We start from the raw sequence: 23296 nt of genomic DNA, 5'->3' as shown, positions 1-23296 counted from the left end.
CTGCATACCTCTTGTCATCTAGAAACTCGACTTCTCCATCGGCGCGCGCTGGGCGCGGGTATATCGGCAGCCACAGGAGAGGCCATTGCCCCGCCGCGCTGTGAATCGGCAAGAATGAGGGCCAGCGCCCGGTCGGTCTCAATGGCGCTGCCGAAATCGTTGAGGCCTCGTAGTTCGCCCACTTCGACACGGTGCACAAAGCTGTCGATCTGCGCGCTGTACTCCTCGCCGCGTAAGTAAAACCACACCGGAGGCGTCAATTCAGTCGTGTACCGCACATTCCAACCGGCGGAGTACCCGGGGGGAATCCTCGCCCCATCCCGCAGGTAGACATTCAGATCTTGTCGATCTACCGAGATCTTTCCCTGCGTGCCCCAGATGCTCAGCTTCGTCGACATCTTTCGTTGAGATTCGTCCGACCAACTGACAGATACCTGCGCGCTGACATCACCTGGGTAATAGAGCGTGCTGGAGACCTGATCGTCGATCTCCGTGGAAAAAACCTTGCTGAGTACGCTCCCGCCCGCACCGATCGGCGATCCGAGATACCAGTTCGCGAGATCGATCGGGTGCGCCGCGTAGTCGTAGAGGCACCCACCTCCGGCGGCACGTCTCGATCGCCATCCGCCGCCGCTCGGTTTCAGCACAACTGGCCCGTACGCCTCGGCAAGCACCCGGTTTACCTGCCCGATCGCCCCCTGGTCCAGAAGCGACTTCACCTCTCGAAACGAGGCGACGAAACGATTGTGGTAGCCAACCTGCGTGACGAGGCCGCGGGTCTGCGCCAGGTCTGCCAGCGCGAGCCCCTGGTCTCCATCGAGGCAGAACGGCTTCTCGCAGAAGACATGCAGACCACGATCCAGCGCGGCTCGAACCATCGGTGCGTGCAGGTGGGTCGGCGTGGCGATGATCACGGCGTCCAGCTGCATCTCGGCCAGCATCTTGTCGAAGCTGGTGAAGACCGGGACTTTCGTGTATTTGTTGAGGACGTCCAGGACGTATCCGGACGAGTCACAGATTGCCGCAAGGTTGATTCGGGGGTGGGCGCGGGCCATCGACAAATGAGACAGCCCCATTTTGCCGAGCCCGACGACCGCGAGATTGATCACCTGGTGAACTCCGATCTTGTTGTGGTCAAGGCTGACTGGCATCAATAGGCGCCAGTTCCGCGTAGAACGGCGCGTGTTGTGCGCCACAGGATTTGCAGGTCCAGGAACATCGACCAGTTGTCGACATACCGCAGGTCCAGCCGCAGCGATTCATCCCACGTCAGGTTGCTGCGGCCGCTCACCTGCCAGAGACCGGTCAGCCCCGGTTTGACCCGCAACCGCCGAACTGCATCGGCGCCGTAGCCGTCGACCTCGGACCGCAGTGGTGGCCGGGGACCCACGATCGACATGTCACCGTGCATGACGTTGATCAGCTGCGGCAGCTCGTCGAGCGAGTAGCGGCGTAGCACCTTGCCGATCGGGGTGACACGTGGATCGTCATGACACTTGAAGAGCACACCGTTGCCGTCGTCGGCGTCGCTACGTAAGTTCGCGAGTTGACTCTCGGCGTCCGGCACCATCGACCGGAACTTCAGCATCGTGAAATTCCGCCCGTCAATCCCGACCCGCGTCTGCCGGAAGAAAACGGAGTCACCGTCCCGCACCTTGATGAACAGGGCGACCAGTAGGAAAAGTGGCGCGAGCAGGAGAACCAACAGGCCCCCCACCACCCGGTCGAAGACTGCCTTGGTCACCGCATTGAGACCATGGAGCGCGGGTCGCTCGATGTGCAACAGCGAGAGGTTCGCGGCCGGCCGAATCGACATCCGCGGCCCGGTCACCTCGACAACTCCCGGAGACACGATCAGTTCGATACCGAGGTCGTCCAACTCCCAGGACAGGCGCCGCAGTTCGACCCCGTCGAGGTCGGACGGGCTGGCCACCACGACGACGTCAGCGGCGTGTTTGCGCGCGACCTCAACCGTGTCGCGCACGGACCCTTCTCGGCGGACGCCACCGACCAGTTCGATGCTTTCAGTGGTGCAGATCGCGATGGGACGGATGCCGTGCAGAGTCTCTCGATGCAGGTCGGCAACCAGGTCCCTTACGGCGTAGCCTCGGCCGGCCACTACCGCACGCTGACAGGCCAACCCCTGCCATCTGGCCCGGTACAGCTGCTTGCGCAGAATGAAGCGCGCCATGAGCGCACCGCCCAACAGGGTCGGGAAGTAGACGAGGACGAAAAATCGGGACAGATAGGGGCGGTCGGTGTAGATGGCGTAGGACACGAACGCCGACAAGGCCAGCAGCCGGATCGCCGCGGAGATCAGAGCGCGGTATTCCTCCGCCCCGACCCCGAGGAAGCGGCGCTCGTAGCCATGGCACGACGCAACCGTCCCGACCCAGGCCAACGGGCTGAGAGCCAGGAGCACCACGTACGGCAGCGGGATCGGGCCCCGAAGCGGCACAGCACCCGAGACCACCACGGCAGCCGCGCCACACAGCAGCGCGCAGATCAAATCAGCGAGTACGGTTGCGACCAGGTAGGGCCTCATCCAGTCACGCGTGTGTACGCCTTCACCGCGAGCAGGCAGCGCAGCGCCGCTACCCCAGGAACCGACCGCTGACAGCCGGTCCGCTGCGGTGAGCTCCAGCGCAGCCGGCGGCACGATGCCTGCGTCCGCAATGTCGGTCATGACCCTCCCACATGGTGGTCAGTAGGGTGACAACAAACCTTCAAGGTTTGGTCAAGTTCGTTGAAGCATTCCACGAACGACCTTGTGGGAGTTCATCTCTGTTACCATCCGGGGTCACCCGCAATATATTGCGTTTGTGGAGCCTCGGTGCTGCGTCATGTGGTTGAATACCAGGTTTGATCATTCGGTGGGGCCATGTGTTGTGATGCACAGAATGAAGTCCGCCAGGCAACCGGCGGCCCCGATGCGGTGCGGCAAGGAGGCCGAAATGACTGTTGTGATGGCAGGTTGCGGTGACCTCGGTACCGAAACCGGACTGCGGTTGGCTGCTCTGGGGCATCGCGTGATGGGCCTGCGACGCTCGAGCGCCAAACTGCCGCCGCCGATCGAAGGACAGTCGGTGGACCTGTCCACCGAAGTGCCGACATTGCCTGCGGACACGGACATCGTGGTGATCGCTATCAGCCCCGATGAGCGCAGCGTCGAGGGTTACCGTGCGGCGTACGTCCACAGTGTTCGCCGCGTAACGACGGCCATTCAACGCGACTGCACTGTGCTTCCGCGCGTCCTGTTCGTATCTTCAACCGCGACCTACGGTGTCTCGGACGGGTCCTGGGTCGATGAGTGCACTCCGGCCGAACCCACGGCGCCAACGGCAGTCGTGCTGCGCGAAGCAGAAGAAGCCCTGCTCGAGCGGATCCCCGGTGCGACGATCCTGCGCCTCGCGGGCATCTACGGGCCCGGTCGGACTCGACTGATCGACCGCGTCCGGGACGGCGTCCAGCCCGTTTCCGACCAGCCGGAGTTCGTCAACCTCATCCACCGCGACGATGCCGCCGCAGCCGTCGTGCACCTGATGACCAGGCAGGACGGGCCTGAGACCGTATACATCGGCGTCGACGACAACCCCGTCGACCGGCGCGAAATCATCGAGTACCTCTCGGCCAGGCTCGAACTACCGGTGCCGGTAGCAGCCCCCGCGCCTATCGGCACCGAACATCGTCGAGGCAAACGATGCCGCAACACCCGGCTACGCGAGTCTGGATTCGTGTTCACCTATCCCACCTACCGCGAAGGTTATGCGGCCCTCTTGCACGACACCGGGGTCCGGCATCTCTGACGCAGCTTCTGCTGCACCACTTCGCCGGAGCGCGGCTACTCGAGGGCCACGATCACTCGGCGCCGTGACACCGGTCACCACCGCCACCATTTGCGTGTCAGTAGCAATAGTTGCACTATGCTTTCCTATGTGAATGTGCCACCAACTGCGTCCGATGACCCTGTCGCCCTCGAGCTGGATGGCGACGAAACCGCCAGTGTGCTCGCCGGTCAGGCCGACATCGTGGACGCGGTGCTCGCGGCGAACCGAGTCTTCGTGGCAGTGGCCGCCAACGCGCTCGCAGGGGTTGAACACGAGGTGACAATGCCTCAGTTCCGGGCGTTGGTGCTGATCAATATGCACGAATCGATGACCGTGGCCCATCTCGCCGACGCACTCGGCGTCGTACCCTCCACCGCAACCCGGATGTGCGACCGGTTGATCGGCAAACAACTACTCGACCGCAGCACCGACTCCATGAACCGACGTCAGGTGATTCTGACTCTTCGGCCCGAGGGTCGGGCGCTGATCGAGGCGAGTACCGCCCAGCGGACCACCGAGATCAACGCGCTGCTGGCGGCCATACCGGTGGAGCTGCAGGCCCAGCTCGCCACCTCACTCACCCTGCTGGTGCAGGCAGCACACGCCAGTGACCGCACCAGGGACTCTCGACCACTTCCACCTACCAAAGCCGCACCGGGCACCAGGGAAAAAACACGATGACACTCGTTCAGATGCAGCTGCGATCCGTCGGCGCATCCGCCGGCGCGTGGGTGCGACGCGCCAGCTACCTCAAGAAGTGGGTTGTACTGGGAGCCGCGATCGGGATCATCGCCGGCCTCGGTGCCGTGGTGTTCTTCATTGCGCTGCGCACGGCCGGCGATCTGCTGCTGTACGGCATCGGCGGATACATGGACCCCACCCCGATCTCCGAAGGCGGGCGAGCCGGATCGGGCCATTTCACCCGCTGGTGGGCCATCCCGCTGGTCGTCGGCGGTGGCGGGTTGGTCTCGGGTTTCCTGGTCACCAAACTTGCGCCCGAAGCCGAGGGCCACGGCACGGACGCCGCGATCGACGCCGTGCACCGCAACCCACGGATGATCCGGGCCCGCGTCGTGGTGGTCAAGATCGTCACCTCGGCCATCACCATCGGTTCCGGCGGATCGGGCGGACGCGAAGGCCCCACCGCCCAGATCTCCGCGGGATTCGGTTCACTGCTGGCCCGCACCCTGGACCTGTCCCCCGAGGACGGCCGGATCGCGGTGTCGGCAGGTATCGGGTCGGGTATCGGCGCGATCTTCGGCGCACCGTTGGGTGGAGCGGTGCTCGCCGCAGACATCGTCTACAAGGACGACTTCGAGGTCGAGGCACTGATCCCCGGGTTGGTGACCTCGATCGTCGCCTACACCGTCTTCGGATTCTTCGAAGGCTTCTCCCCCATGTTCGGATTCGCCGGCGCCAGCTACCAGTTCCACCAACCGGTCCAGCTTATCTGGTTTGCAGTCATCGGCATCATTGCCGGGTTCGTGGGACTGGCCTACAGCAAGACGTTCTACGGCACGGTCAAACTGGTCAAGCGGCTACCCGGCAGCACCATCATCAAGCCGGCCGTCGGCGGGCTGCTCGTGGGCATCCTCGCCCTCGCCATCCCCCAGGTACTGGGCACCGGTTACGGCTGGGTGCAGATTTCGCTGACCCGCGACGGACTGCTCGGTATCCCCCTGTGGATCATCCTGCTGCTGCCGTTCGCGCGGATCCTGTCGACGTCGCTGTCCATCGGCACAGGCGGGTCCGGCGGAATCTTCGGACCCGGTATGGTCATCGGCGCCTTCACCGGAGCCGCCGTATGGCGCGTACTGGAGACCTTCGCACCGGGCGTCCCGACCAGCCCGGCACCGTTCGTGATCGTCGGCATGATGGCCTGCTTCGGAAGCATCGCCAGAGCACCACTGGCAATCATGCTGATGGTTGCGGAGATGACCGGAAACCTGACCATCCTGGCGCCCGCGATGGTCGCTGTAGGGCTCGCCTACCTGATCGTCCGGCACTACGACCAGACGATCTACGAGTCGCAGCTGACCAACCGCGAAGAAGCAGCCGGGGCACGCCTGAGGGCAGGCCTGCCACTCCTCGGGCGGATCGCAGTCACCGACGCGATGGCCACCCCGCGCCTGGTGCTGCACGAGACGGACACACTCAGCGACGCAACGCAGCAGTTGTCGCAGGTCGGCGCTCCCGGAGCTCCCGTGATCGACGCCAACGACAGGTTCCTGGGCACTGTCACGATGGCCGAACTGCTCGAACCGGCCGGCAAGGACCCCTCGGCCACCCTGGCGCGCAAGGTTGACGCCACCGCGCCCTCGGTCTCGATCACCTCGACCCTGGACCAGGCCATCGACGCGATGCCGGCCGACACGCACTGGCTGACAGTGCTGGACGACGATCGGTCCGTCCGCGGCATCGTCGCGTTCAGTGACGTGGTGCGCTCCTACGACTCCATGCAGCGCAAGGAAGCCCGGCAGATCTCGCGAGTGTCCGCCAACGGCGGTGTGCTCGAGGTGCAGGTGGGTAAGAATTCGCAGCTGGTAGGGCACCGACTCAACGAAGAAGTACTGCCCAGCGGCGTCATCGTCATCTCGGTACGACGTAGAGACGCGATGCTGCTCGGACTGGGCGCGGTGTCGTTGGCCGCCGGTGATCAGGTGATGCTGCTGTCCCGACCCGACACCACCGATCAGGTGCGTTCGCTCTTCGACGGCGAGGCAGTCACCGCCGGCCGCGCCACCGCGCCGGACCCAGGTGCCCGATGACCGCATGACGGACCGACCTCACGACATCGACACTCATGAGGAGGTCGTCGCTCTGCTGCGTGACTTCTATCAGCGAGCATTTGCGGACGACCTGATCGGCCCGGTGTTCCTCGACATCGCGCAGATGGATCTGGAGGTCCATCTTCCGGTGATCTGCGACTTCTGGGAAACGGTGTTGTTCCGCGCCGGCTCCTACAAGCGCAACGCACTTCGGCCCCACCAGCTGCTGCATGCCAAGGCGGACCTGACGCCGGCCCACTTCGCGCGGTGGTTGCAGTTGTGGTGCCGCACCATCGATGAGCGGCATTGCGGCGCGCGAGCCGATCAGGCCAAGCTGCAAGGCACGCGCGTTGCCGGCGCGATGACGCGCAGAATCACCGGCGAGCAGCTCGAGTAGCGCGCGCTACAGGATTACCTTCAAAGTCGGTAGGCGATCCGCAGACGGGCCGTCCGCGACCCCGCCAGTGTCGAGTGTTGAGCCGTCGGATTGTGCCGTTCTACGATCCCGCCAGAGGTGTCAACATTTTCATCAAGGGCGGTACGAGGATGCGCAAAACCCACCCGTCGAGCCTTTGTCGCTTCTATGATGACGGTTAACAGAGGGGGGTGGCATGGGTACTGGGTCAACGGGATTGAGAGCATGGATTCGGCCGGTCGCGATGGTCCCGGCCACTGCGCTGGTCCTGGTGGTGCCAATAGCGTCGGCCTCGGCATCCAGCAAATCCGGGACCAGTTGTGGGTCAGGACCGATCGGCTGGCGCGCGCCGGTCGAGCAGCGATATGACATCACCTCCCCCTTCGGGTTCCGGACCGACCCCATCACCCATACGTACCGACTGCATGCCGGCGTAGATCTGGCGATGCTGCCCGGCCCGGGGCCGGTGGTGGCGGCTGACATGGGCACCGTGGTTCATGCCGGCCCCTACGGTGGGCTGGGCAACGAAGTGACTTTGCGGCATGCGGATGGTGTGCAGACGCTCTACGGTCACATGGCGCGGATCGACTCCGGTATCAAGGCGGGTGTCCAGGTCGCGGCGGGTCAGGTGCTCGGCGTCGAGGGTTCCACGGGAGAGAGCACCGGGGACCACCTGCACTTCGAGGTCCACGTCAACGGTAAACCGGTCAACCCGGTGCCCTTTATGCTCCAGCACAGGGCGGCACTGAACGGCTCGGCATCGACAACGGCAGTGTCTGCCGGTTTTACGCTCCCGTCGCCCGGGTCGGTACGCAGAGACAGCCTCACCCAACAATCGCTGCCGGTGCCGGCCGCAATCATGGATCTGTACGTCGCGGCGGGTCAGAAGTACGGCGTGCCCTGGCCGCTGCTTGCTGGGGTCGGCATGGAAGAGACCGGGCAAGGTCGTAACAACCACGAGTCGACTGCTGGCGCGCAGGGTCTCATGCAGTTCCTACCGGCCACCTTCGCGCTCTACGGCGTCGACGGAAATGGTGACGGCAAGCTTGACATCCACAACAACTCCGACAGTGTCTACTCTGCGGCGCACCTGCTGCGCGAATCAGGAGTCAAGGACGGTGCGGCGGGCGTGCGGGCGGCGCTCCTGCGCTACAACCACGCGACGTGGTACGTCAACGACGTGCTCTACTACGCCGCATCGTATGCCGCCGGGCCCGCCGGCACAGCCTGCACCAACACGTCCAACGATGCGGCCACACCGGCACGGACCGCTGGTGTGATGACCTGGGCCCGCGGCCAGGTCGGACGTGCGTACAGCTTTGGCGCCGACGGACCAGACACCTGGGACAGCTCATCCTTCGTGCAGGCCGCCTACGCACGGATCGGTGTGAAGATCCCCAGAACTGCCCAGGAACAGCGGAACTGGCTGGCCTCTGGTCACGGCGTTCGGGTGAAGCCGGGCCAGGAAAGAGCCGGCGACCTGATCTTCGAGGACAGCTATCTCGGACCGGACCAAATCGGCTTCGTCATGTTCGTCTCCGATCCAGCGTCCCACCGTGGCATTGCCGCGCGAAACCCCCGCCAGGGCGTGAGCTACACCGGCTACGCCAGCGCCGCGCAGCGCAAGCACATCTTCGAGATATGGCATATCAACGCGTCGACAGGTGACTCCACCAAAAACTGACCCGACATTCCCCTGGTCTTGGACCCAGGTGGTCGACACCGCCGGGTCAGCGTCGTAGTGGCCGGCGGAAGTGGCATCGACAAGTGCGGTCCCTAACATCTGGTGGTCGCGTGAGACTTGCACACAACCCCGCAGACCACACCCGTCGCACGCGCCAGGCTCCCGCACCACCCTCAGACCCGCAGGGTCAGCTGGACTACAGCCGACCCTGCAGGAGACCTGGGTGCAGTACCTCTACTTCAGCTACAACCGGAGGTGCTGCCGCAGCCTTCGCACACGTAGCAGCTACCCGCCGGGCGCATCTTTGTACCGCACGTCATGCACATGGGCGCGTCCGCAGCCTTGCCCTGAAACTTTTCCATCAGCTCGGCCGAGGAGTGGATCTCGCTGGAGACCACCCGGGCGTTGGCCGCACCAGCACCGGAGGCAATGTCGCCATGGGTGATGTCGGCGTGCGTGATGACCGGCTCCACCCGCTTGGAGGATTCCGCCGCGGACTGGGAGTAGGACTCCAATTCCCCCACGAGGTCCTCATCGGAATCGGTGTCGGTGGACTCGGCGTACGAACCGGTCTCGAGTTGGCGGGCTCGTTCCTGGGCGGTGTGGATGCCCATGAACGAACGCGTCTCGAAGTCGGTGTAGTCCAAAGCCAGCCGGCGGAACACGTAGTCCATGATCGACTGCGCCATCCGCACGTCAGGGTCATCGGTCAGCCCGGCCGGTTCGAAGCGCAGGTTGGTGAACTTCTCCACGAAGCTCTCCAGCGGCACGCCGTACTGCAGGCCGATCGACACCGCGATCGAGAACGCGTCCATCATCCCGGCCAGCGTGGAACCCTGCTTGCCGAACTTCAGGAACAGCTCACCCATCTGACCGTCGTCGTAGGTGCCGGCCGTCAGGTACCCCTCAGCGCCACCGACCGCGAACGACGTGGTCTGGGAGTTGCGACGCTTGGGCATCCGCTTGCGAATGGGGCGGTACTCCACGATCTTTTCGGTCGTGGCCTGCGCTGCGGCGGCTGCCTTGTTCTTCGCCGTGGAACCACCGTCGGACAACGGCTGACCGACCTTGCAGTTGTCGCGGTAGACGGCCAGTGCCTTCAGGCCGGACTTCCAGCCCTCCAGGTGCACTTGCGCGATGTCCTCGACGGTGGCGTCCTCGGGCAGGTTGACGGTCTTGGAGATCGCACCCGACAGGAACGGCTGACACGCGGCCATCATCCGCACGTGGCCGAGCGCGCTGATCGGCCGCTCACCCATCGCGCAGTCGAAGACCTCGTAGTGCTCCGGCTTCAGACCAGGCGCGTTCACGACGTGGCCCTTGTCGGCGATGTGCTCAACAATCGCCTCGATCGCCTCGTTCTGGTAACCCAGCTTGGTCAGGGCGCGCGGAATCGTCTGGTTGACGATCTGCATCGAACCGCCACCGACCAGCTTCTTGAACTTGACCAGCGAGAAGTCCGGCTCGATGCCCGTGGTGTCGCAGTCCATCATGAAGCCGATGGTGCCGGTCGGCGCGAGCACCGAGGCCTGTGCATTGCGGTAACCGTGGACCGCGCCCAGGTCGATGACGTCCTTCCAGGCCTTGGTGGCGTACCGGTGGATCTCCCCGTCCATGGTGTCCAGGGTGTGCAGCTCGTCGTTGGCGCTGCGGTGCTTGCGCATGACGCGCTGGTGCGCATCGGAGTTGCGGGCGTACCCGGCATACGGGCCGACGATCGCCGCCATCTCCGCGGATCGCTTGTAGGCGGCGCCGGTCAGCAGCGAGGTGATGGCGCCGGCGATACTGCGGCCGCCCTCGGACTCGTACCCGTGGCCGGTGGCCATCAGCAACGCGCCCAGGTTGGCGTAGCCGATACCCAGCTGGCGGAAGTCGCGGGTCGTCTGGCCGATCGCCTCGGTCGGGAAGTCGGCGAAGCAGATCGAGATGTCCATCGCGGTGATGACCAGCTCGACGACCTTCTGGAAGCTCGCCGTGTCGAACGTGTCGTCCTCGCGCAGGAACTTCAGCAGGTTCAGGGAGGCCAGGTTGCACGAGGAGTTGTCCAGCGACATGTACTCCGAGCAGGGGTTGGACGCGGTGATCCGACCACTTTCGGGGGTGGTGTGCCAGTCGTTGATCGTGTCGTCGTACTGGATGCCCGGGTCGGCGCATTCCCACGCGGCGTTGTTCAGCTTGCCGAACAGTTCCCGCGCGTCGACCTGCTCGATGATCTCGCCGGTGGAGCGGGCGCGCAGCCCGAAGGAGGTGCCGTCCTGCACCGCCTGCATGAACTCGTTGCTGACACGCACCGAGTTGTTCGCGTTCTGGTACTGCACGGAGGTGATGTCGCGGCCGCCGAGGTCCATATCGAAGCCGGCATCGCGTAGGGCGCGGATCTTGTCTTCCTCACGCGCCTTGGTGTTGATGAACTCCTCGATGTCGGGGTGGTCCACGTCGAGCACGACCATCTTGGCTGCGCGGCGGGTGGCCCCACCGGACTTGATGGTGCCCGCGGATGCATCGGCGCCGCGCATGAACGACACCGGGCCGCTGGCCGTGCCACCACTGGAGAGCAGCTCCTTGGAGGAGCGGATGCGCGACAGGTTCAGGCCGGCGCCGGAGCCACCCTTGAAGATGAAGCCCTCCTCCTTGTACCAGTTCAGGATGGAGTCCATCGAGTCGTCGACCGACAGGATGAAGCAGGCCGAAACCTGCTGAGGGCTCTTGGTGCCGACGTTGAACCACACCGGGGAGTTGAAGCTGAACACCTGGTGCAGCAGCGCCCAGGTCAGTTCGTGTTCGAAGATCTCCGCATCCTGATCGTTGGCGAAGTAACCGTGGTCACGGCCGCCCTTGACGTAGGTCAGCACCACACGGTCGATCAGCTGCTTGAGGCTGGTCTCGCGAACCGGGGTCCCGAGCGCGCCGCGGAAGTACTTGGTCGTCACGATGGTCGAGGCGTTCAGCGACCAGGAGTCGGGAAACAGCACCCCACGCTGCTCGAAGATCGTCTCGCCGGTCTTCCAGTTCTGCTGGACGACATCGCGAAGCTCCCACGTGACCTCGTCGTACGGGTGGACCCCCGGCGTGGTGAAGATGCGCTCGATGTGCACCCCTGCCTCTGCGCGGGCGGCATCGGTCCGTGAGCCGGTGGTCTCGGTCATGCGGTTTCCTCCGTTGAAACGTGATGGGCTGGATCAATACTGTGGGGCTCGTCGGACGCGGCCACTGACCGCTCACTGCGCAACCGCGCGATGGCCGACTCGAAATCATCGAGGTCATCGAAGGCCTGGTAGACGGAAGCGAACCGCAGGTAAGCGACCTCGTCGAGTGCGCGCAACGGCTCCAGGATGACCAGGCCGACATCGTGCGCGTCGATCTCGGCCAGACCCTGCACCCTGATCGACTCCTCGACCTGCTGGGACAGCAGGGCCAGATCGTCTTCGGTGACGGGGCGCCCCTGGCAGGCCTTACGGACGCCCACGAGCACCTTCTGGCGGCTGAACGGTTCGCTGGCTCCGGAACGCTTGACCACGGTCAGGCTCGTGGTCTCCAAGGTGGAGAAGCGCTTGTTGCAGTTCGGGCACTGACGACGCCGCTTGATGCAGGTGCCGTCCTCGCTGGAACGGGAGTCGACAACCCTGCTGTCATCGTGTCGGCAGAAGGGGCAATGCATGGTGGAATCTCCTGCACTTTCGATGCGCGTTGTGGGTAACCGGTGGATAAGTCGGGGACAACCTCTGGATAACCGCGCGCACCCTGGGGACTATATGTGGACGAATACCAACGATGTAACTACCAGATGTAGGGATCGTATGTCGCCAGAGCCGAGCACGCAAGCCTCAGCGCGCCAGCCGCAGCTGCTCGCCTGCGAACACCTGACTGGTGTTCAGGTTGTTGGTCAGCTGCACCCGGGTAACGGCGTTACCGACAGCGAGATCGGGGTATGCACGGTGCGCAATTTCCGACAACGTCTGCCCGGCCTGCACAGTGACCGTCTGGAACACCGGCGCGGGAGCCTGCGCCGATGCCAGCACTCGTACCCCTGAGCCGAGGCCGACCGCACACAGCAGCCCGATCGAGCAGCTGATCAGCAATCGGCCGCGTCGGGTGATGTGGGTGCTGCGGTTGAGTGAATCGGCAGCCGGCAGTAGATGCTCAGCCTGCAGTGCATGCTGGGGCTGCAGTGAGCCCCCGGCGGGCACGAGGCGAAGATGCCCGCGAGTCATGTCGGTCACGGGACGCCGCGCCGGCGGGGTGCGCATTGTTGTCACGACACTCATCAGATGGTCCTCCATCACGTCGTCGATCGTACGGGTGTGCGATCGATCATCTGTCTGATTGTTAGCACGAGCGTTCGAAAAAATCCAGACACGCCCCGAACAAATGTTTGGAAACTGTGTCCGAAGCTCGTACTCTCGGGTCTACTGAATCCACCAAAGCACCGACCACCGACAGGCCTCCTCGAGGACGATCACGGACAGGTGCAGCAGTGCCGAGAAAGGGACCGATCATGGCTGAGGTGCATCAGATGCCCGAGCGCGAAGATGACGGATTGACCACGCGACAGCGTCGGGTACTGGAGGTCATCCGTAATTCGGTCGACCGACGCGGGTACCCCCCCAGCCTTCGGGAGATCGGCGAGGCGGTCGGACTGACCAGCCCCAGCTCGGTCGCGCACCAGTTGTCGATGCTGGAGCGCAAGGGCTACCTACGGCGCGACCCCAACCGACCCCGCGCCATCGAGGTCATCTCTCCCGATCAGGACCAGGACCAGCGCGGCTACCGCGGGGGCGCCAGTGTGTCGGCAGCCACCGACACCGACGTCGACGAGACGGGTGTCGGAGATCGCCGTCCGGCAGCGACCTACGTGCCGGTCGTCGGCCGCATCGCGGCCGGCGGTCCGATCCTCGCCGAAGAAGCCGTCGAAGACATCTTTCCGCTACCGAAGCAGCTCGTCGGCGAGGGGGATCTGTTCCTGCTCAAGGTCGTCGGTGACTCGATGGTGGAGGCTGCGATCTGCGACGGAGACTGGGTCGTGGTGCGTCAACAGCCGACCGCGAGCAACGGCGACATCGTCGCCGCGATGCTCGACAACGAGGCCACGGTCAAGACGTTCAAGCGCACCGACGGCAAGGTCTGGCTGCTACCGCACAACCCTGCCTACGACCCGATCGACGGCGATGATGCGGTCGTGCTCGGCAAGGTCACGGCCGTGCTGCGTCGCGTCTGAGGTCCGCACGCCGCCTCAGGCGGGGATCTCTGTTGCGTCCCGGCAGTGCGCGCTCAACGCGAGCAGGGTCGGGCTGAGCGGTGCGTCGATCTTCAACTCGGTGTCGCCGTCGCCCCTGGTCCATCCGTGGTTGAGGATGACCACCGGTACGCCGGTGCGCACAGCGCGTCGCACGAACCGGTAGCCCGACATCACCGCCAGCGACGATCCGAGCACCAGGAGGCAGCCGGCCGCTTCGACGGCGGCGAAACAGTCGTCGACCAGCGGCTTGGGTACCGACTCCCCGAACATCACCACATCCGGCTTGAGCAGCTGGGACGAGCACGCCGGGCACGACGCGGGAACGAACCCCCGCACCACCGCTTCGGGCAGCGCGACATCACCGTCCGGCCGGACCGCGCCACCGATATGTCGATCGAAGCCCGGATTGGCCGCGCGCATCAAGTCGTCCACGTCATCCCGACGATGCAGAGCTGAGCAGTTCCTACACACCACCCGCGCGAGGCTGCCGTGCAACTCGACCACCCCCCGAGCGCCCCCGGCCTGGTGCAGCCCGTCGACGTTCTGAGTGATGATCGCGGACAGTAGTCCGGCACCCTGCAGCTGGGCGACCGCCCGATGGCCGTCGTTGGGGCGAGCCGCCGCAAACCTGGGCCACCCGACGTAGGAGCGGGCCCAATAGCGTTGCCGCGCCTCAGACGTTGCCATCAGCTCCGACACCGTCATCGGTTGCGCGATCCGTTGTCCGGCAACGTCCCGATAGCTGGGCAGGCCGGAATCGGTGGACAGACCGGCGCCGGTCAGGAGCACGACGCCGCCACCCGCGACCAGTTCGGTCAGGCGGGCCCACTGTTGCTCCGGAACGACGTCGGACGGCGGGGGTGTGGCATCAGCGGGCACTCGATCAGTGTGACATTCGGCGTGCGCGGCCCGACAGGAGGCGCTCACTCAACGATATGTGTTGATAGCGCGCCTTTCGATAACAAGTAGTTATATGATTGGCAGCATGATCGATGCAGCCGGGCTACGAGTCATCCGCGCCATTGCCGACGAAGGCAGCTTCACGGCGGCCGCCACCTCGTTGGGATACTCCCAGCCGGCGATCTCGCAGATGGTCCGCAGGATGGAAGACCGCATCGGCACGGTCCTGGTCGAGCGGTTGGGCCGCAGCGTGCGCCTGACTCAGGCGGGCGCCGTGCTCGCCCGGCACGCCGGGCCGATCCTCAAAGCGTTGGAGACCGCCGAGTCCGAAGTAGCTGCCATTGCCGGCCTGCGGGCCGGAAGGGTGCGATTAATGGCCTTCCCGTCCTCCTCCTCGACCCTCGTGCCGCACGCCCTGGCCATGGTGCGCCGGGAGTTCCCCGACATCGAGGTGACGTTCACCGAGGCTGAGCCGCCTGAATCGCTGGCTGCGTTGCGCTCCGGTGACTGCGATATCGCCGTCGCGTTCGCCTACGACGGCACCACGCCTGCCCGCGGTGAAGACGACATCGCGCAGTTCCAGTCGCGCACGCTGCTCGATGACGAGGTCCGGCTGGTCGTTCCCGCTGACCACCGGCTTGCCGGTATGACATCGGTGGGAATGGCGGACCTGGTCGACGAAGAATGGATCGCCGGCTGCCCGCGCTGTCGCGGTCACCTGCTGGCGTTGGCGGAGCACGCAGGCTTCAGTCCGTCCGTCTCGTACGAGACCGAGGACTACGTCGCGGTGCTGGGCTTCGTGGCCGCGGGTCTCGGGGTCGCGTTGGTGCCCGACCTGATCCTGGCATCGGCTCACAACGACGGGGTGAGCGTCGTGGCGATCGAACCGGCTCCACGACGCACGGTCTACGCCGTGACCACGCCGGACCTGACCCGGGTTCCGGCCGTCGCGGCCACGCTGCGCGCCCTCTGCTCAGCCGCCACCGCCGTGCAGCGGCCGACCCCGACGGTCTGACTCACCGGTTATCACCTGCGAGCCACCGTCAGCCGGTCGCCGTTCAGGAGCACCGCGACATCCCCACCCTGATCGGTACGGTAGGCCGCACTGTCGACACTGCGCAGCAGCGCCATCGTCGAGGGCGCCGGCAGTCCGTAGTCGTTGTCGGCACCGACGCTCACGATCGCCACCGCTGGATGTGCGAACCGGACCAGGTCGGCGGACTGGTTGGCCGACCCGTGATGCGCGACCTTCAACACATCGAACGGCGGCCCGGGCGGGCGGCGCAGCAGCTCCCCGAGCACCGCGGCCCCCGCCTCGCGCTCGATATCGCCCGTCAGGAGCAACCGCAGTCCGCGGGTCCGCACGTCGAGGGTGACGCTGGCATTGTTCTGGATCGAACCGGCGTCGATCTCCCGCTTGGGCCACAGCACCTCGACCCGGATACCCGGCCAGTTCACGACGTCACCCGTCTGTAACGGTCGTACCGGGATACGCCGACCCGTCGCGATGGCCCGCACCGACGACACATTGCTCTGCTCACTCCTGGCGGAGCTGTCGGTGGCCTGGACCGGCGTTACGAAGATCTCACGGACGCCGCGATCTCGTACCGCACCCGCCAGGCCCCCGATGTGGTCGCGGTGGAAGTGCGTCAGGACGATCGCGTCCAGATGCTCGACATGGGCACGTCGCAGGCAGGAGTCCACTGCTGCCGGATCGGGCCCGGTGTCGATGAGCACTGCATGGCCCGGGGCCGTCGACAGCATGGAGGCATCGCCCTGACCGACATCGCAGACTGTGTAGACCCACCCGGTCTGCGGCCACCCAGCATGCGGGATCGGCCAGGCCGCAGCCGTCACCGCCAGGACGCAGACCGTCGCGATCACGGGGTGGGCCCGGCCGCGGCGGACAAGGCCGACGCTCGAACAAACCACGACCAGAAGGAGAGCCGCCAGCAGCAGGGCACCCCGTACGCCAGGCGGCCACGGCAGCGATCCACCGGGCACGTCGGCTCCCGTGTGGGCGATCCACGCAATGCACCAGGCCGGCACCGCGGCGCACCACACCGGCACCACCGCGACCGTCACCCCCAACGGGCTGAGCAGGACCGTCGCGACGCCCGCCAGGGTCGCCGGTTCCACAAACACTGCGGCCAGCAGATTGGCCGGGAGGCCGATCACACTCACCGAGGACTGCAACAGCACGATCACCGGCGCGCAGGCAGCCTGGGCAGCCAACGGGATGGCGGTCGCATCGCCGACGGGAGCCGCCCACCGGGGCAATCTGCGGGCAATCGCGTCGCCCCAGGGGCGGGCGAAGACCAGCAGCCCCAGGGTTGCCAGAGTGGACAGCGCAAAACCGTAGGACCGCGCGAGCCACGGGTCCCACACCAGCAGCACGAGTATCGCCGCGGCCAGGGCCGGCGGCCCGGCCCGCCGCCGCGAGGCAGACAGGCCGATCAGGCCCACCGCCCCCATTGCCGCCGCCCGCAGCACGCTGGGTTCGGGTCGACACAGCATCACGAACCACACCAGTACGGCGAACGCCACTGGCAACCGCCAGCGTCGCCGCACCCGACACCATCCCGCACACCAGAGGGCGCCGGCGAGCACAAAGGTGACATTGGCGCCCGACACCGCATCGAGGTGGGTCAGGCCGGTAGCGCGCATGTCATCGCTCAGCCGCTGCGGCATGGCCGATGTGTCGCCCATGACCAGTGCGGGCACCAGACCCCGCGGATCCGGCGGCAACTGTGCGGCGGCAGCGCGAGTATGCACGCGCAGCGATCCCACCCAGCGGATGACCGCACCTGGGCGACGCACCACGCGCGGCTCGGAACGCGCGTCCAGGACCGCGACAACGTCGTCGCCCAGATCGGCGGACTGCAGACGGCCGACCAGCTCGATGCGGTCGTGCCAGTCGGGGCTCTTCCAGTCCGGCCGGGCGAAGATCAGCACCGGTGTCCGCACCGCGCTGTGTTGGCCGCGACCAGCAACGGTACGCACCAGCGCCCGGTAGATCACCGTCGAACGGCCCCGATCGCCCGCGATCAGGCGCGGGTCGGACTGTACGACTGCGGTGACCTTCACAATCGCGGAGTCACGAGCGAGCGCGCTCAGCGGCCCGGCCGTGCGGCTGGCCTGATGAGCGGCGACCGCGCCGAGCACCAGTGCCGTGCACAGGGCTCCGAGCGCCGCAGCGAGCAACCAGCGACGTGCAGTCCACCAGTGCGCGCCGAGTGCAGCCAGGCCGCAGCTGAAACACCCGACGGCCACCCAGATGACCCGCGTGCTGGGATACGGCAGCGCGAGAAATACCGCAGCCCACCCGGCCAGTGCTGGGATAAGCATCCGCAGATCGAGCACAGCCGGTGGTGCCGGCTGGTGCGGCGTCTGGGTCTGTCCCGACACCCCGGCCGGTCGGGTCACACGGTCACGCGGGGCCGTAGCCGCTGCAGCATCTTGTCGCCGATGCCGCTCACCTCACCCAACTCGTCAACGCTGCTGAATCGACCGTTTCGGGTGCGCCAGTCGAAGATCCGCTGGGCCAGCACGGGACCCACACCGGGAAGGGTGTCCAACGCAGACAGGTCCGCTGTATTGAGGTTGACCGGCGCGCCGCTGGGCGCCGCCGCAGCGCCGTTCGCGCCCGCCGCTCCCCCAGTTCCCCCAGGTCCGCCCGGATTTGCCGGTGGCGTGCTCGGTACCTGACCCGGCTTCGGCACCTGAATCTGCTCACCGTCACTCAGTACCCGGGCAAGGTTGATCGCGGTCAGGTCGGCGCTGGGCAACGCCCCTCCGACTGCTGCCACAGCGTCCTGCACCCGGGCGCCGCTTCGCAACGAGACGACGCCCGGCCGGCGGACCTGACCCACCACCTGCACGACGACCTGGGTGGCCGCCGGTGCCGCACGCGGCCCGGTGGTACCGAAGGAGGACCCGGATGCACGACCGGTGGCCGCGGACGTCGGCTGCTTGACCGCAGCCGAGGTGGGGACGGACTGCGGGGTCGCCGACGCCCGTGCGAGGACGACTCGTCCGCCCAACACCAACCCGGCGACCAGCACGACAAACACCATTGCCAGCACCGCGAGTCTCCGCGGTGCGATCTCGGCATGACGCAGGGCCGCGGGACCCTGCAGCAGCGGCGCATGCGGGCGTACGTCGACCCCGGTGTCAGCATGTCGGGCCGGCCGCCCGGACCGACGTCGGTGCAGGCGCGCGCCACCGCGCCCACCGTGGCCCGCAGATCGGCCATCGCTGACCGAATCGGCCTGAACCGCGGGTCGGCGACTGTCCAGCAACGATTCCTGCGTGGGTATCCAACCGGCCGGGCGTCGCTGGGAATCGATCTCGTCGAGCATGGCGGCAAGCCGGTCGGGCACGACTTCTTCGTCCCGGGAGCGTGACATGGCTTCACGCTAGGTACCCGGCACTGGCGGCGACCGCTCGTCGCGCACCGCTGTGGACAACCGCCTCTGACGCGGGGGATGTGGACGGTCGTGCGCAGAAGGACGGGCTCAGGAAAATGTACGAAGGAGGACGAGCTCAGTCGGACGCGCCCAGGATGGCCGATCGGCCGGGCAGTCGGGGGCTGACCGAGGTCGCGAGGGTGCCCGGCCCGACATGGGCGCCGACGACGGCGCCGAGCTCGACGAGCAGCACCCGGCGCACCTGCGGCACTGCTTCGGCCAACGCCTGCGCAAGCTGCTCCGCCCTCTCGCGGGAGTCCAGGTGGTGCACGGCGATATCGACACCTTCCGTGGCGTCCATCGCCTGCGCGGCCGCGACCGCCCGCTCGCGCATCCGGGCCAGCGCCCTACTGGTCGTGCGGACCCGTTCGAGAGGTTCGATCCGACCGTTCGTCACGGTCAACAGCGGCTTGATGGCCAACGCCGAACCGAACAATGCCGCGGCCTTACCGATCCGCCCGCCGCGACGTAGGTACTCCAGGGTGTCGACGTAGAAACTGACCGATGCGGCACCGGCCAGGTCGCGCGCGATCCGGGCTACGTCGACTGGCGGCGCACCGCCCGCAGCTGCCTCCGCCGCGCCGAGCACGGCGAACCCCATCGCCATACCGATCGAGCGACTGTCCACAACCGTCACCGGAACGGGCGACTGAGCGGCGGCGATCTGCGCGGAGGCGAGCGTGGCCGACATCTCTCCGGAGATATGGATCGACACGATGTGTTGCGCGCCGGCGTCGGCGAGCTCCTCGTAGACCGCCAGCACGGCACCTGGGGACGGACGGGACGTCGATACCGGCTTGAAGGACCGCAACGCAGCGGCGACCTGCGCGGAGGAGATGTCACGACCCTCGTCATAGGATTTCCCACCGATCACCACGTGCAGCGGCACGACCCGCACGTGGTGGCGGGCGGCCAGGTCCGCGGGCAGGTAGGCGGTCGAATCGGTGACGACGGCGACGTTCATCCGGTCGGTGGTCACCCCGCCACGATATTGACCAGCTTCGGCGCGCGCACGATGATCTTTCGGATCTGGGCACCGCCGAGCGACTCCACGACCTTTGCGCTACCGATCGCCAGCGCCTCCAGATCCTCGGGTGAGATGTCCGGGGCCACCTCGATGCGATCGCGGATCTTGCCCGTCACCTGCACGACGCAGGTCACCGTCACCTGCGTCAGCAGTGCGGCGTCCGCCTGCGGGAACGGCTCGTAGGCAATCGACTGCCCGTGCCCGAGGCGCTGCCACAGCTCCTCGCACAGATGCGGGGCCAGCGGTGAGGTCAACGCGACCAGCTGCTCGGCGACATCGCGAGGGACCTGCACGAGCTGGGTCAGCGCATTGTTCAACTCGATCAACTTGGCGGTCGCCGTGTGGAACTGCAGCTGCTCGAAATCGCGGCGCACACCCTCGATCGTCTTGTGCAACAAGCGCATCGTGGCCTCGTCGGCAGGTTCGTCGGTTACCCGTACCTCGCCGGTCTCCTCGTCGATCACGTTGCGCCACAACCGTTGCAGGAACCGTTGCGAACCGACGACCGCGCGGGTCTCCCAGGGCCGAGAAGCATCCAACGGGCCCATCGACAACTCGTAGACACGGAAGGTGTCGGCGCCGTAGTGCTCGCACATCTCATCGGGGGTCACGACGTTCTTCAGCGACTTGCCCATTTTCCCGTACTCGCGGGTGACCGGCTCGCCGTTCCAGGTGTACGTCGTCGCGGCGCCCTCTCCATGCTGCTGCACCTCGCTCGCCTGGACCACCTGGCCGCGGGCGTCACGATAGGCGAACGCCATGATGTAGCCCTGATTGAACAGTTTGCGGAACGGCTCACTGGAGCTGATCTCGCCCAGGTCGAAGAGCACCTTGTGCCAGAAACGTGCGTACAACAGGTGCAGCACCGCGTGCTCGACACCGCCGATGTAGAGGTCGACGCCGCCGGGATCGTTGGCAACTCCCTCGCCTGCACCCCGTCCGGGGCCCATCCAGTACTCCTCACAACCACGGTCCACGAACCGCTCACTGTTCGCAGGATCGGTGTATCGCATCTCATACCAACATGATCCAGCCCAGTTGGGCATCGTGTCGGTCTCGCGCGTGTAGGTCTTGAGGCCGTCGCCCAGGTCCAACTCGACCGTGACCCACTCGGCGGCGCGGCTCAGCGGCGACTCGGGCATCGAGGCGGCGTCGTCGGCCGCGTACGTCTTGGGCGAATAGTCGGCAACCTCCGGCAGCTGCACGGGCAACATCGACTCGGGGATGGCATGCGCTGCGCCCGTCGCGTCGTAGACGATGGGGAACGGTTCACCCCAGTACCGCTGACGGCTGAACAGCCAGTCACGCAGCTTGTAGCTGATCGTGCCGTGGCCGGCGCCCTGCTGCTGCAGGAATTCGATGATCGTGGCCTTCGCGTCCGGTACGCCCTTGCCGTTCAACGACACCCGGTCATTGGCGGAGTTGATCATCGGGCCGGCGCCGGTGTAGGCGCTGTCCTCGTCGTGACCGTCGGCGGGTTGCACCGTGCGCACGTACGGCAGGCCGAACTTCTTCGCGAAGTCCCAGTCGCGTGGGTCCTCGGCGGGCACCGCCATGATCGCGCCCGTGCCGTAACCCATCAGGACGTAGTCGGCGATGAAGACGGGCACGGCAGCTCCGGTGACCGGGTTCGTTGCGAAGGCGCCGGTGAAGACGCCGGTCTTCGTCTTGTCGTCGACCTGTCGCTCCAGGTCGGATTTACGACTCGCAGCAGCACGGTAGGCCGCCACGGCGGCCCGCGGGTCATTCGCATCGCCGGTCCAGCGCGGATCGGTGCCCTGCGGCCAACTGGCCGCCGTGATGACGTCGACCAGCTCGTGCTCGGGCGCCAACACCATATAGGTCGCGCCGAAGATGGTGTCCGGTCGCGTGGTGAAGACATCGATACCGGGGCCACCGTCCTGCACGGTGAAGGTAATGGCGGCACCCTGCGAACGACCGATCCAGTTACGTTGGATGGCCTTGACCGACTCCGGCCAGTCGACCCGGTCCAGATCGTCGATCAACCGGTCGGCGTACGCAGTGATCCGCATCATCCACTGCGGCAGATTGCGTCGGAACACCGGGAAATCGCCACGCTCGGTGAGGCCTTCGTTGGTGACCTCCTCGTTGGCGACCACCGTGCCCAGCCCTGGCGCCCAGTTGACCGGCGCCGTCGATTTGTAGGCCAGTCGGCGCGAGTCGATCGCCTGGGCCCGCTCGGGCGCGCTCAGCTGCGCCCATGGCGTTCCCGACGCCGGCGCGATGTCACCGGACTCGTACGCCGCGATCAGGTCCTCGATGGGGCGAGCCCGGCCCGCGCTCTCGTCGTACCAGCTGTTGTAGATCCGGGTAAAGATCCACTGCGTCCACTTGTAGTAGGCCGGATCGATCGTCTGCACCGCCCGGCGGTCGTCGTGCGACAACCCGAGCCGCCGCAACTGACCGATGTAGGTCTCGATGTTCTCCTCGGTGGTTTTGCGGGGGTGCTGACCGGTCTGCACCGCATACTGCTCGGCCGGCAGCCCGAAGGCATCGAAACCCAAGGTGTAGAGCACGTTGCGGCCCTGCATCCGCTGGTATCGCGCGACAACGTCGGTCGCGATGAAACCCAACGGGTGGCCGACGTGCAGCCCAGCTCCGGAAGGGTAGGGAAACATGTCCTGCACCATGAACTTGGGGCGTTCCACCGCGCCATCGCCACCATCACTCTGCCCCGCCCATGGACCGCTCGGATTCGGGGCATGGAAGGTGCCCTCCTGCTCCCAGTGGTCCTGCCACCGGCGCTCGATCTGCGCAGCCAGTGCGGGGGTGTAGCGGTGCTGTGGTTCGGTGTCGCTCAAGATTCTTCCTTCATCAGATCCTCGCCTGCGGGGCCGGACTCGCTGCGTGCGGCAGCTGACTGCATGAGAAAACCCCCTGCTCAGGCAAGGGGTGGCCGCGTATCGATCGGCTCAGTGAAGGGCCTGAATCGAACGCGGCTAGATAAGG

The 23296-nt window shown here is 66.1% G+C and carries 17 protein-coding genes; 7 read left to right on the top strand and 10 right to left on the bottom strand.

Annotated features, from left to right (window positions below):
• Positions 1–14: 14 nt before the first annotated feature.
• Together V3G39_07855 and V3G39_07850 are read right to left on the bottom strand one after the other, a co-directional pair.
• A complete protein-coding gene (locus V3G39_07855) occupies positions 15–1151 on the bottom strand; it encodes a Gfo/Idh/MocA family oxidoreductase (protein ID XAS77935.1) in 1137 nt (378 codons plus the stop codon).
• The gene (locus V3G39_07850) at positions 1151–2686 is read right to left on the bottom strand and encodes a sugar transferase (GenBank protein ID XAS77934.1); all 1536 of its coding nucleotides are present in this window, start codon (positions 2684–2686) and stop codon (positions 1151–1153) included. The genes V3G39_07855 and V3G39_07850 overlap by 1 nt, the downstream gene beginning before the upstream one ends.
• 268 nt (positions 2687–2954) lie before the next feature.
• On the opposite strand from V3G39_07850, the gene V3G39_07845 reads away from it, so the two are divergent.
• The 5 genes from V3G39_07845 (at position 2955) to V3G39_07825 (ending at position 8694) form a co-directional block, all read left to right on the top strand.
• Positions 2955–3806, top strand: a complete 852-nt coding sequence (locus V3G39_07845) for an NAD-dependent epimerase/dehydratase family protein (GenBank protein XAS77933.1) — start codon at positions 2955–2957, stop codon at positions 3804–3806.
• 129 nt (positions 3807–3935) lie between these two features.
• Positions 3936–4508, top strand: coding sequence for a MarR family transcriptional regulator (locus V3G39_07840; GenBank protein ID XAS77932.1), 573 nt, complete (start codon positions 3936–3938; stop codon positions 4506–4508).
• Between the two features lie 11 nt (positions 4509–4519).
• The gene (locus V3G39_07835; protein ID XAS77931.1) at positions 4520–6595 is read left to right on the top strand and encodes a chloride channel protein; all 2076 of its coding nucleotides are present in this window, start codon (positions 4520–4522) and stop codon (positions 6593–6595) included.
• Positions 6596–6599: 4 nt separating this feature from the next.
• Complete coding sequence (locus V3G39_07830) at positions 6600–6992, top strand: group III truncated hemoglobin (GenBank protein XAS77930.1); 393 nt, start codon at positions 6600–6602, stop codon at positions 6990–6992.
• A 262-nt stretch (positions 6993–7254) separates the two neighbouring features.
• On the top strand, positions 7255–8694 hold the full coding sequence (locus V3G39_07825; GenBank protein ID XAS77929.1) for a peptidoglycan DD-metalloendopeptidase family protein: 1440 nt from the start codon (positions 7255–7257) through the stop codon (positions 8692–8694).
• A 239-nt stretch (positions 8695–8933) separates the two neighbouring features.
• Here V3G39_07825 and V3G39_07820 read toward each other — a convergent pair whose 3' ends face one another.
• The 3 genes from V3G39_07820 to V3G39_07810 all read right to left on the bottom strand — a co-directional run bounded on the left by V3G39_07820 (position 8934) and on the right by V3G39_07810 (position 12959).
• Positions 8934–11840 (bottom strand): vitamin B12-dependent ribonucleotide reductase, encoded by a 2907-nt coding sequence (locus V3G39_07820; protein XAS77928.1) that lies wholly within the window; start codon positions 11838–11840, stop codon positions 8934–8936.
• Positions 11837–12352, bottom strand: a complete 516-nt coding sequence (nrdR, locus tag V3G39_07815) for a transcriptional regulator NrdR (GenBank protein ID XAS77927.1) — start codon at positions 12350–12352, stop codon at positions 11837–11839. Before nrdR ends, V3G39_07820 begins: the two co-directional genes overlap by 4 nt.
• Positions 12353–12518: 166 nt before the next feature.
• Positions 12519–12959 carry a hypothetical protein gene (locus V3G39_07810; protein XAS77926.1) on the bottom strand — a complete coding sequence of 147 codons (441 nt, stop codon included), beginning with the start codon at positions 12957–12959 and terminating at the stop codon, positions 12519–12521.
• A gap of 230 nt (positions 12960–13189) precedes the next feature.
• Here V3G39_07810 and lexA point away from each other — a divergent pair, with 230 nt between their 5' ends.
• Complete coding sequence (gene lexA / locus V3G39_07805; GenBank protein XAS77925.1) at positions 13190–13909, top strand: transcriptional repressor LexA; 720 nt, start codon at positions 13190–13192, stop codon at positions 13907–13909.
• 15 nt (positions 13910–13924) lie between these two features.
• Here lexA and V3G39_07800 read toward each other — a convergent pair whose 3' ends face one another.
• Complete coding sequence (locus V3G39_07800; GenBank protein XAS77924.1) at positions 13925–14809, bottom strand: Sir2 family NAD-dependent protein deacetylase; 885 nt, start codon at positions 14807–14809, stop codon at positions 13925–13927.
• 106 nt (positions 14810–14915) lie between these two features.
• Here V3G39_07800 and V3G39_07795 point away from each other — a divergent pair, with 106 nt between their 5' ends.
• Positions 14916–15845 carry a LysR family transcriptional regulator gene (locus V3G39_07795; GenBank protein ID XAS77923.1) on the top strand — a complete coding sequence of 310 codons (930 nt, stop codon included), beginning with the start codon at positions 14916–14918 and terminating at the stop codon, positions 15843–15845.
• 11 nt (positions 15846–15856) lie between these two features.
• On the opposite strand, the gene V3G39_07790 is transcribed toward V3G39_07795, so the two are convergent.
• From V3G39_07790 to leuS, 4 genes are all read right to left on the bottom strand, one after another.
• On the bottom strand, positions 15857–18178 hold the full coding sequence (locus tag V3G39_07790) for a ComEC/Rec2 family competence protein (GenBank protein XAS77922.1): 2322 nt from the start codon (positions 18176–18178) through the stop codon (positions 15857–15859).
• Positions 18179–18252: 74 nt separating this feature from the next.
• Entirely contained in the window at positions 18253–19239 is a 987-nt protein-coding gene (locus V3G39_07785) for a ComEA family DNA-binding protein (protein ID XAS77921.1), read from the bottom strand.
• A 136-nt stretch (positions 19240–19375) separates the two neighbouring features.
• Positions 19376–20278 carry a DegV family protein gene (locus V3G39_07780; protein ID XAS77920.1) on the bottom strand — a complete coding sequence of 301 codons (903 nt, stop codon included), beginning with the start codon at positions 20276–20278 and terminating at the stop codon, positions 19376–19378.
• Positions 20275–23148, bottom strand: coding sequence for a leucine--tRNA ligase (gene leuS, locus V3G39_07775; GenBank protein XAS77919.1), 2874 nt, complete (start codon positions 23146–23148; stop codon positions 20275–20277). The genes V3G39_07780 and leuS overlap by 4 nt, the downstream gene beginning before the upstream one ends.
• Positions 23149–23296 lie beyond the last annotated feature (148 nt).

The organism is Dermatophilaceae bacterium Sec6.4 (assembly GCA_039636865.1).
Lineage (GTDB): Bacteria > Actinomycetota > Actinomycetes > Actinomycetales > Dermatophilaceae > Allobranchiibius.
The sequence above is the reverse complement of the archived record's forward strand: the minus strand, read 5'-3'. Positions and strand labels throughout refer to the sequence as shown.